The organism is Butyrivibrio sp. (assembly GCF_017940685.1).
Lineage (GTDB): Bacteria > Bacillota > Clostridia > Lachnospirales > Lachnospiraceae > Butyrivibrio.
In genome coordinates, this window is record NZ_JAGAYD010000150.1 from 1 (window position 1) to 10,647 (window position 10,647).

A 10,647-nucleotide genomic window follows, 5' to 3' on the forward strand; every position below is an offset into this window, starting at 1 on the left:
ACCATGGGGACGGGGTTAGTGGGTCATTGGGATGACTACCCATGTACCACAAACCCCGTCCCCATGGTCCACCCCTGTCGCAGCAAACCGTCTCCGTGTCTTGTTGTTAGCACTCTGTTATGGTGAGTGCTAAATTTTTGTTGACTTTTGGAATGAGGGGACTTAAACTTATTTTTGGGCTTAAGTGTAGGCCTGACTATATGTTTTAAAAAAGGAGTGAGAATTATGGCTTCAAAAAAGGGTAATCTTTCAATCAATAGCGAGAACATGTTTCCGATCATTAAGAAATGGCTTTATTCGGACCATGATATTTTTTACAGAGAAGTAATTTCAAATGCATGCGATGCTATCACCAAGCTTAAGAAGATGGACATGATGGGCGAATACCAGCTTCCAGATGGTTTTAAGCCCCGCGTAGATGTTGTTTTAAATGACAAGGACAAGACTATCAAGATCACTGATAATGGTATTGGTATGACAGCTGAGGAGGTTGAGGAGTACATCAACCAGGTGGCTTTTTCAGGTGCTACTGACTTCCTTAACAAGTACAAGGACAAGGCTAACGCAGACCAGATTATTGGTCACTTCGGACTTGGTTTCTACTCAACATTCATGGTATCTGATTCAGTTGATATCGATACTCTTTCATATAAGGGCGGTACAGCTGTTCACTGGACCTGTGATGGCGGCTCAGACTTCGAGATGGAGGATGGCACCAAGGCAGAGGTTGGTACAACAGTAACTCTTCACCTTTCAGAGGACTGCCTTGAGTTCTGCAACGAGTACAAGGCCAGAGAAGTAATTGAGAAGTACTGCTCATTCATGCCTTATGAGATCTACCTTTCAAGAGAGAACGAAGAGGGTACAGAGACTATCAAGGCAAGCGAGAAGCTTGATTCAGATACAGTTATCGAGGAAGTTAAGCCTGATAAGAAAGAGGGCGAGGACAAGGAGCCAGAGCTTCAGTACAAGATCAAGAGACGTCCTCAGCTTCTTAACGATATTCATCCTCTTTGGGCTAAGACTCCTAAGGACTGCACAGATGAGGAGTACAAGGAGTTCTACAGAAAGGTCTTCAGAGACTACAAGGAGCCACTTTTCTGGATCCACCTCAACATGGATTATCCTTTCAACTTAAAGGGTATCCTGTACTTCCCTAAGATCAACATGGAGTTTGAGTCAATTGAGGGAACCATCAAGCTTTACAACAACCAGGTATTTATTGCGGACAACATCAAGGAAGTTATTCCTGAGTATCTGATGCTTCTTAAGGGCGTTATCGACTGCCCTGATCTTCCTCTTAACGTTTCAAGATCAGCCCTTCAGAACGACGGTTTTGTTAAGAAGATTTCAGAGTACATCAGTAAGAAGGTTGCAGAGAAGCTTGCAGGTCTTTGCAAGACAGATAAAGAAAACTATGACAAGTACTGGGATGACATCAGCCCATTCATTAAGTATGGCTGCCTTAAAGATGACAAGTTCTGCGAGAAGATGACAGACTTCATCCTCTTTAAGAACCTTGATGGCAAGTATCTCACAACACCTGAGGCTCTTCAGATCAATAAGGAAGCTGAAGAGGAAGCTGCCAAGGCTGATGCTGTAGATGAGAATGGCAATAAAGTAGAGGCTGAGGTTGTAGATGGTGACAATAAGGCAGTGGATCAGAAAACTGAAGGCGATGCAGCTAAGGCTGATGATGCCAAGGACAAGGAACCACGCACAATCTACTACGTAACAGACGAACAGCAGCAGAGCCAGTACATCAAGATGTTCAAGGCCCAGAAGATGGAAGCCTTCATCATGAACCACAACATCGATGTACCTTTCATGGAGCAGCTTGAGCGCAAGAATGAGGGCATCCGTTTCGCAAGAATTGATGCTGACCTTACAGATACATTTAAGAGTAAGACTTCCAAGAAGGCAGCTGCTGAGCTTGAGGAGAAGGGAAAAGAACTTTCTGAGATGATAAAGAAGGCTCTTAAGAACGACAAGCTCACCGTTAAGCTCGAAAAGCTCAAGGACAAGAAGGTTGCTTCAATGCTGACAGTTTCTGAGGAATCAAGACGTATGGCAGAGATGATGAAGATGTATGCCATGAATGGAATGAGCATGGGAGACTTCGGAAGCGAAGGTCAGACTCTTATCCTTAATGCAAATCATCCTCTTGTTGAGTATATTATGGAGCACAAGGATGGAGACAACTCCAAGATGATCGCAGAGCAGCTCTATGATCTTGCCCGCATCCAGAATGCACCTCTTGAAGGCGAGGCAATGAGCAAATTCATCGCCCGCAGCAACGAGATCATGATGGTGCTTGCAAAGTGATATAATGTAATAGGTTAACTGAAGGGGCCGGTTTTCCGGCCCCTTTTTTGAAAGGAAGATCTATGTCAAAACAAGAGTGGAAGCCAGGAAATATGCTATATCCCCTGCCAGCTGTCATGGTGAGCTGCGGCAGAGAAGGAGAGACTCCCAATATCATAACTGTGGCCTGGGCAGGAAATGTATGCACCAACCCGCCTATGCTCTCAATATCTGTCAGGAAAGAGCGCTTTTCCCATGGAATCATCAAGGATACAGGTGAGTTTGTAGTTAATCTTGTGGGAAAAGACCTGGTGAAGGCCGCAGACTGGTGCGGCGTAAGAAGTGGTCGTGACTATGATAAGTTTAAAGAGATGCATCTTACACCACAGGAATCAAGTAAGGTTTCATGCCCCGGAATTGCTGAGAGCCCTGTAAACATTGAGTGCAGGGTTAATAAGATCCTGGAGCTTGGAAGCCACGACATGATAATTGCAGATGTACTGTGCGTCACAGTTGACGATAAATACATGGATGACAAGGGACGCTTTGATCTTGGAGCAACAGACCTTGTGGCCTACTCCCATGGCGAGTACTTTGAGCTTGGGAAAAAGCTTGGTAAGTTCGGCTACAGCGTGGCAAAAAAACCTGCCAAAAAGGCAGGTAAGAAACCATCTGACGGAAAGAAACAATCAAGTGGCAAGAAAAAGAAAAGATGAGGCGCTGCCTCATCTTTTTTACTTGAACTGGTTACTCTCTGCGTTATATACATACCCAATAGCTGTAAGTTTATCTATAATAGCATTTTTCTCTTCTTTAGAAATATCAAGCCCGTCTGTCAGGGCATCAAGGCTATCATAGTTGTCCCTAAGCTGTGTGTTTATGTAGCTTAGCAGCATGGCAGGATCCTGTGGAAGCATTCTTTTTCCTCCCTATTTTTCAAGATATGGTATTTTTCTTGTATAATACCACACGATGTTGGAATAGTACATTTTTTGGTGTATAATCATTATGTAATTTTGTATTCAAAAGGGAGCACTATGCAGCCTACGATAGATATACATTGCCATGTGATGCCTGGGGTGGACGATGGTTCCCCTGATATGGCAAGCAGTCTTGAGATGCTAAGGATTGCTGAAAAAGAAGGCATCACTCACATGATACTTACGCCGCACCACAAACCTATGCACCACAACGTAAGTCCGGAGCACAACGTAGCCTATAGGAAAAAACTAAAAGAGGCTGCCAGTGCAGAAGACATCAAGGTAAAGCTCTTTTCCGGAAATGAGATATATTATAGCGATGAGACCATGGATGAGCTGATAAACGGCCAGATATGTTCCCTGGCTGGGTCTGACTACGTACTTGTGGAGTTTCATCCAACAGCTACCTGGAAGTCCATACAAAATGCGGCCTACAGGGTTCAGGGGGCAGGGTACATTCCTATAATTGCCCACGTTGAGAGATACAGCGACATAGTATCACACCCTGCAAGGGTTTCAGACCTTACAAGCCTTGGGTGCTATATTCAGGTCAATGCCTCCAGTATTATGGGAGACTACGGCTTTGGAATAGGGCATTTTTGCAAGAAGATATTAAAGGATGAACTGGTGCACTTTGTGGCATCAGATGCCCACGATGCAAAAAAGAGAGCACCTAAGCTTTCTGACTGCAGGAGATATGTAGAGAGAAAATTTGGAAGTGACTATGCTGACAGGCTCTTTTTCCTTAATGCAGCAAATGTCATTCGCAATGAACAGATATAGAGCCTTGGAAGAACAAGGCTGACACTAGTAACGGGAGCAACCTATGGGAAATAGGGACGACATCATTGAAATTAATCTTGGGGAACTTTTTGCAGTACTTTTAGGACGGGCGTTTCTTATCATCAGCGCCGGTATCTTTTTTGCCCTGGCTGGACTGTTTGTCAGCAAGTTCGTACTCCATCCGGTGTATGACTCAACCACCAAGATCTATATTCTGAATAAAGAGGAAAACCAGACGGTCACCTATTCTGACGTGCAGATTTCAACGCAGCTGACCCAGGACTACGCTGAGCTCATTAAGAGCAGGTACGTTCTTGAGGAGGTTATCCAGAGACTTAACCTTGTGGACATGGACTACGAGGACCTTTCAGATGTACTTAAGGTGGACACCCCTTCTGATACTCGTATCGTTGCGATCACTGCAAGGGATGAGGACCCTTTAATGGCAATGCAGATTGCCAACTGTATCAGAGAAGTTGCCAGTGAACACATCACCAACGTTATGGATATCGATGCCATCAACGTTGCGGAGACAGCCAACGTTCCAACCCAGAAGGCGGGACCTTCCGTTGCAAGATGGACAGTTATTTCAGGTTTCCTTGGGGCGGTTGTCATCGCGTTCTTTGTTATCCTGGGATACCTTCTCGATGACACTATAAAGAGCAATGACGATGTAGAGAGGTACCTTGGCCTTAGCACGCTGGCTCTGGTTCCTTTAACTACTGAAGATACTGATAAAAAGAAATCCAAGAAGTCTGATAAGAAAAAGAAGTAAGGAGATCACATGCAGAGCGCGAAACTCCATTTCAGCCAAGCTGAAAACAACTATCAGATAAAAGAAGCATATAAGACCCTTCGAAGCAACATCGAGTTCTCGGGACAGAACGTCAGGGTTATTTCCGTCACCAGCTGTACTCCGGGTGAAGGTAAGACAACAGTTGCCATGGCTCTTGCAAGGGCTTTTGCAGAGGCAGGAAAAAAGACTGTTCTTGTGGACGCGGATATGCGTAAGTCGGTACTTGTGGGCAGATACAGAACAGGCTCTGTAAGGCTTGGCCTCACCCACTGCCTCGTAGGAAGAGAGCGTCTCTCCAGCGTTATCTGCGAAACTGACACGCCAAACCTTTATGTGGTATTTGCAGGACCTGTGCCACCTAACCCCAGTGAGCTTTTAGGCGGCAGGATATTTGGAAAAGTTCTTGAGAACATGAAACAGGTTTTTGACTATGTCATCATTGATACGCCGCCTCTTGGAAGCGTTATCGACGCAGCGGTTGTTGCCAAGCAGTGTGATGGTACAGTTATGGTTATAGAAAGTAACGCCATAAGCTACCGCTTTGCCCAGAGGGTAAAGGATCAGCTTGATAAAGCCGGCGCCAAGATGCTGGGGGTTGTCCTTAATAAGGTAGACATCTCCGGTAAGGGCTATTATGGCCATTATGGCAGCTATTATGGCAAGTATTACGGCAAATATTATGGAAAATACTACGGAAATGGCGAAGACGGTGCTGACATTCCATCGTCTCCAAGGTCAACTAGCACCGTAGCAGATATAGAACCTGATGATGATGACCTGGATGAGCTTAATTATCTGGCAGGCGTCACAAGGAAGGACTAATGGGAGAGACTGATGAGAGGTAATATTCTTGGAATATTCTTTTCAATACTGAGCGGTGTTTTGATCTTTCTGATCGTTGTAGCCTACGGCAGAAGTGACCGCATTGCCCCGGAGTTTCGCTTTTCTTCAGTGGATATGATCTATGATTCAGAAACCACTGATAACGACTTAAAGGCAGGGGTTGCGGCTTTTGATTCCAAGGACGGGGATCTTACCCGCAGGATTGTTGTAGAGAAGGTAGTTCTTAACAGGGAAAAAGAAACTGCTGTTGTATATTATGCTGTAGCAGATCTTTCAGGTAATGTGACCAAGCAGTCAAGAGTTTTTCCCGCTGACATAGCAGATATCGATAATAACGGCGATTCTTCAGACACCATGGAGAATGGCATGTTTCCAGATATGACAGGCGCCATGAATGGCGAGAACGGCGCGGAAGTACCATCGCTGTTTCCTGGTGCTGAGGGCGAGGGCGCTAGCAGTGAAGGCGCCGCAGCTTCTGAAACCAGCACAGCAGAGGCGCAGACTAATACAACAGGTAACTAAGGAGATAATATGCGGGGAAAGGGAAGCGTTTTCCTCATTATCTGGGCAAGTCTCATGACGCTTATAGTCCTTGGGCTTGTGGGATTTGAGATGGTGAGGATGTTTGGGAAATCGAATCTTAGCGCTAAATCCGCTACCAGTACACCCATGATGGCGCAGGATGATTATGTGCCTGTGGAGAGCAGTTCTGCCACAACCTGGCAGTCAGACTGGGTCAGATATAATGGCGAAGTGTACGATTATAACGAGGATATTACTACTTTTCTCATTATGGGAATCGACAAGGATGACAAGGTAGTAACTCCGGTTATTGATGAGATAGATGGTGGCCAGGCTGATGCATTGTTTTTGCTGGTCCTGGATCCTCATAAAAACGAGATAAAAGTAGTTGGCATCAATAGAAATGCCATGGCTGACGTGGATGTTTATGACGAATATGGAAGATATCAGACAACCGTTGTAGCTCAGATTTCCCTGCAGCACGGCTTTGGAGATGGCATGGAGAGCAGCTGTAACTATCAGGTAAAGGCTGTTTCAAACATGTTTTATCAGCTTCCTATTCACGGCTACGTGGCAGTTAATATGAGCGCGATACCCGAGATCAACGATATGGTCGGAGGAGTAGATGTTGTTGTTCCTGAGGATCTCACCAAGTGGGACAAGACGCTGAAAGAGGGCGCAAAGGTGCATCTTGAGGGAGAACATGCCTACAATTTTGTAAGGAGCAGGGATGTTCATGTCTATGCTTCCAATGATGCAAGGCTTGAGAGACAAAGACAGTATATAAATGGCTTTATTGAAGCAGTAAGGGAAAAGAGCGCAGAAGACCCTGGGTTTGCTGTAGATCTTTTTAAATCTGTAAACGAAGTGATGGTAACCAACATCTCGGTGGATGAGGTTAGTTATCTTGCACCATATATTACCGGATATAGTTTTGATTCTTCAGATATTATCATGGTGGAAGGAACCACAAGGAAAAACGGTGACTTTGACGAATTTATAGTAGATGAAGATGCGTTATATCAGACTATAATAGATACTTTTTATGAGAAAGTTGACTATGTGGACTAAATAAATGGGAAAGTTATGTCGATATAACTACATAGATAAGAATGCACTTAAAGGGATTCTTGTGCTTTTTTGCATACTGACTTTTCTGACCGGATGCGCTGCTTCAGATAAGAGCGATGTTTCACAAGAACCTGCTAACGAAGAGACAGATTCAGAGAGCCCTCGTGTAGACTTTGCTAAACTTAAGAGTGAAAACGGCGATATATTTGCCTGGATCAGCGTTCCTGGAACAAGGATCGACTATCCGGTATGCCAAAGCCTTGACGGGGATGATTCTTTTTACATTACCCACAATGCTTTAAAAGAGGAGGACCCTAAAGGGGCTATCTACACTGAGAGCGCAAACCTTACCAATATGTGCGACTTCAATGAAGTGCTCCATGGCTCTTCGCCGGGTGATGGCACGATGTTTGCGGATCTTCAGAACTTCCTCGACAGGAAGTATTTTGAAGAGCATAAACTGATATATGTTTTCACTGAGGATAATGCGCTTGCGTACTATATATTTGCTGCTTTTCCCAGGAGCAACACAAGGCTTTTAGAGCTCTATGATTTTACATACGCCTCTGGTTGTCAGAATTTCCTTGATGAGATATATGATGAAAAGAGTATGAACAAGCTTGTCAGGGATGGATGGGAACATGCAGTAACACCTGAGAATTTTATTATTACATTGAGCACTCAAAACAGGGATGATCCCAGCAGGCAGACTGTTGTTGTAGGGTGTCTTGTTGGAGATGCAAGTGGCACGATCGATCGCGAAATGGATTATTCAGATCCTGAATCAGATTGGTGATCCACCAGATTTTTAAATCTGGTATCATATAAGTAGTCTAAAACTTATTTAAAAAAAGAAGATAATGGAGGCGCTGAAATGAAAAGAATACTGGCACTTACTCTTAGTATGGTAATGTTGATCTCTTCATCTTTGTGTGTTTTTGCAGCAGAGTCTACTCCTGCGACTACAACTGGTGGTGATCAGGGATCCATTAGCAGACAGGTTCAGGATCTCATTGATAAAATAGAAAAGATGAGTACTGACAACGAAAAAGAGACTCAGGAGCTTAGAGATGCTATTGCTGCACTCACAAGAGCAGTCAATGCAAAAGGGAGCCATAGCAGCGGCGGTGGTGGAAGCAAACAGACACCAACAGCTTCAACTCCAAGCAATTCAAACTACGTAAACTTTGGCGGAACAGTAACCTATCAGGGTGGTAAGATTGAGATCAATGGTGGCAGAAGTAATGTGACCTTTACTATCGCAGCTCCAAGCTCATCTGTTATTTCCTCTGCAAGCACTCTTGCAGGCAAGGTTGGTGGATCTTTAGTTTCCTGCATTTCAACAAGTTCTCCTGGTGTTGGCTTTAAGACAGCGAAGGTTAACTTCTATGTAGGCGGAGTACAGAATGGCGATAACATTGCTGTATACCAGAATCAGAATGGTACCTGGGTTCAGCTTCCAGTTGTTGAGATCCGTCATGATCATGTAGTTGTTAACATGACAAGACATGGCGACATTGCATTCGTCAGAGTTCCAGTACTTGCTTCCATTACTGGATGATATAGATAATAAGAAATTCAAAGGCCCTTGCCGGTGGTCGATCCGGCAGGGGCCTTTTTAAATAAATGTATGTATGAAAGATATTGAAGTTAGCCCTTCACTGCTCCTTCGATCATTCCTTCCATGATCTGTCTCTGGGCGATCAGGAATATGATGATCATAGGAATAATAGCAAGGAGCGCTGCTGGAAGAATTCTGTCCCAGCTCTTTACGTAAGATCCAACGAACTTCTGGATGGCGATTGGAATAGTCATTACCTTACCGTTCTGTCCAAGCATCATTGAAGGAAGAAGGTAGTCGTTCCAGATCCACATACCGTTAAGGATTGTAACTGTTGTAATAACAGGTGTAAGAAGCGGGAAGATGATCTGGAAAAATGTCTGCTCTGGTGAACATCCATCGATGGCTGCGGCTTCTTCCAGTGTGTAAGGAACGCCTTTGATGAAACCATTTAAGATGAACACTGTCATTGCTCCGCCAAATCCAAGATAAGCAAAGATAAGTCCTGGGAATGACTGAAGCATCTGGATTCCGATGAACTTTCCTACATCTCTGAAGGTAGAAATAAGTGGAAGCATAACTACCTGGAAAGGAATGATCATGGAAGCAATAAATGTAAAGTAGATAACTGCTGACCAGACTGTCTTGTTACGGCAGATAACCCAGGCTGCCATTGCTCCGAACAGGGAGAGCAGTACCAGTGATATAACTGTTATAAGTGCGCTACTTCCAAAGGATGTCCAGAACATGAAGTTTGGATCATTGATAACAGCATTTATATTGGTAAGCATCTGAGAAAAGCTAGCTCCAGATAAGCTTACAGGATTGGATGTGATGTCTGCTGTTACCTTTCCTGAGTTGATAAGAAGAAGGATAAATGGGAACAAAACATATGCTGCAACGATGACAGCTATTATCATTCTTACTACTACGGATGATGTTTTTTCTTTTGTATGCATTACAGTTCCACCTCCTTCTTATTAGAAATACGTACCTGCATGATAGATACTGCAGCCAGGATGATAAAGAACAGAACCGCTTTAGCCTGGCCAAGAGCGTAGTCGTTATTAACAACAGCTGTGGTGTAGATGTTAAGTGCCAGCATCTCAGTACCGTTGGCAATGTAGTTGCCAAGGAAATCGATGGAGCCCTTACCATTTGTAAGAGCAAGGTTTACATCGAACTGCTTGAATGCAGATGTAAGTGTAAGGAATGTACATATTGTAATAGTAGGAGCAATCATTGGAATCTTGATGTTGAAAAGAGTCTGTGTGGGGCTTGCTCCGTCGATGGCAGAAGCCTCAAGTACGTCTCCGGGAATTGTGTTAAGACCGGTTATGTAGATGAGCATGATATAACCTGCGTACTGCCAGATATATACGATGATGACTGCAATGAAAGCTGTCTTTGTGTCCGAAAGCATTGAGTATGTTCCAGTAAATTTGGTCACAACGTTACTGAAAATGAACTGCCAGATGTAACCAAGAACGATTCCTCCAATAAGGTTTGGAAGGAAGTAAGAAGCTCTGAAAAATCCAAGACCCTTGATCCTTGAGGTGCAAAGAAGAGCAAGCAAAAAAGCTACCAGGTTAACAAGGATCATGTTAAATACAACGAACAGGAATGTAAGAAGTATTGACCAAAGGAAAGATGGCTGCTTGAACATTCTTGCATAGTTGGCTAGACCAACAAATCCTGTAAGCTTGATTCCGTTCCAGTCTGTAAAGGAATATCCAATACCAAGGATAAGCGGAATGATTACTGTTACCGCAAATGCAAAAAGTAGC

The 10,647-nt window shown here is 44.0% G+C and carries 12 protein-coding genes; 9 read left to right on the plus strand and 3 right to left on the minus strand.

Features of this window, described 5'->3' with window-relative positions; genetic code table 11:
- Nucleotides 1-225 precede the first annotated feature (225 nt).
- Nucleotides 226-2,325, plus strand: coding sequence for a molecular chaperone HtpG (gene htpG, locus J6I68_RS09685; RefSeq protein WP_292219981.1), 2,100 nt, complete (start codon nucleotides 226-228; stop codon nucleotides 2,323-2,325).
- Nucleotides 2,326-2,387: 62 nt separating this feature from the next.
- Nucleotides 2,388-3,020: a flavin reductase family protein gene (locus J6I68_RS09690; protein ID WP_292219982.1), complete on the plus strand. Its 633-nt coding sequence runs from the start codon at nucleotides 2,388-2,390 to the stop codon at nucleotides 3,018-3,020.
- A gap of 18 nt (nucleotides 3,021-3,038) precedes the next feature.
- Here the strand turns inward: J6I68_RS09690 and J6I68_RS09695 are convergent, their stop codons facing one another.
- Nucleotides 3,039-3,221, minus strand: coding sequence for a DUF4250 domain-containing protein (locus J6I68_RS09695; RefSeq protein WP_292219983.1), 183 nt, complete (start codon nucleotides 3,219-3,221; stop codon nucleotides 3,039-3,041).
- A 120-nt stretch (nucleotides 3,222-3,341) separates the two neighbouring features.
- On the opposite strand from J6I68_RS09695, the gene J6I68_RS09700 reads away from it, so the two are divergent.
- The 7 genes from J6I68_RS09700 to J6I68_RS09730 all read left to right on the plus strand — a co-directional run bounded on the left by J6I68_RS09700 (nucleotide 3,342) and on the right by J6I68_RS09730 (nucleotide 8,860).
- Nucleotides 3,342-4,067, plus strand: a complete 726-nt coding sequence (locus tag J6I68_RS09700; RefSeq protein ID WP_292219984.1) for a CpsB/CapC family capsule biosynthesis tyrosine phosphatase — start codon at nucleotides 3,342-3,344, stop codon at nucleotides 4,065-4,067.
- Between the two features lie 43 nt (nucleotides 4,068-4,110).
- Nucleotides 4,111-4,842: a YveK family protein gene (locus J6I68_RS09705; RefSeq protein ID WP_292219985.1), complete on the plus strand. Its 732-nt coding sequence runs from the start codon at nucleotides 4,111-4,113 to the stop codon at nucleotides 4,840-4,842.
- 9 nt (nucleotides 4,843-4,851) lie between these two features.
- Complete coding sequence (locus J6I68_RS09710; RefSeq protein WP_292219986.1) at nucleotides 4,852-5,685, plus strand: polysaccharide biosynthesis tyrosine autokinase; 834 nt, start codon at nucleotides 4,852-4,854, stop codon at nucleotides 5,683-5,685.
- A gap of 12 nt (nucleotides 5,686-5,697) precedes the next feature.
- A complete protein-coding gene (locus J6I68_RS09715; RefSeq protein WP_292219987.1) occupies nucleotides 5,698-6,228 on the plus strand; it encodes a hypothetical protein in 531 nt (176 codons plus the stop codon).
- Nucleotides 6,229-6,237: 9 nt separating this feature from the next.
- The gene (locus J6I68_RS09720; RefSeq protein ID WP_292219988.1) at nucleotides 6,238-7,299 is read left to right on the plus strand and encodes an LCP family protein; all 1,062 of its coding nucleotides are present in this window, start codon (nucleotides 6,238-6,240) and stop codon (nucleotides 7,297-7,299) included.
- Nucleotides 7,300-7,303: 4 nt separating this feature from the next.
- A complete protein-coding gene (locus J6I68_RS09725) occupies nucleotides 7,304-8,095 on the plus strand; it encodes a class B sortase (protein WP_292219989.1) in 792 nt (263 codons plus the stop codon).
- Nucleotides 8,096-8,173: 78 nt separating this feature from the next.
- Entirely contained in the window at nucleotides 8,174-8,860 is a 687-nt protein-coding gene (locus J6I68_RS09730; protein ID WP_292219990.1) for a hypothetical protein, read from the plus strand.
- 89 nt (nucleotides 8,861-8,949) lie between these two features.
- On the opposite strand, the gene J6I68_RS09735 is transcribed toward J6I68_RS09730, so the two are convergent.
- Both J6I68_RS09735 and J6I68_RS09740 read right to left on the minus strand, forming a co-directional pair.
- Nucleotides 8,950-9,819 (minus strand): carbohydrate ABC transporter permease, encoded by an 870-nt coding sequence (locus J6I68_RS09735; RefSeq protein ID WP_292219991.1) that lies wholly within the window; start codon nucleotides 9,817-9,819, stop codon nucleotides 8,950-8,952.
- Nucleotides 9,819-10,647: carbohydrate ABC transporter permease (locus tag J6I68_RS09740; protein ID WP_292219992.1), on the minus strand; the 829-nt coding region annotated here is incomplete at its 5' end. The genes J6I68_RS09735 and J6I68_RS09740, both read right to left, overlap by 1 nt.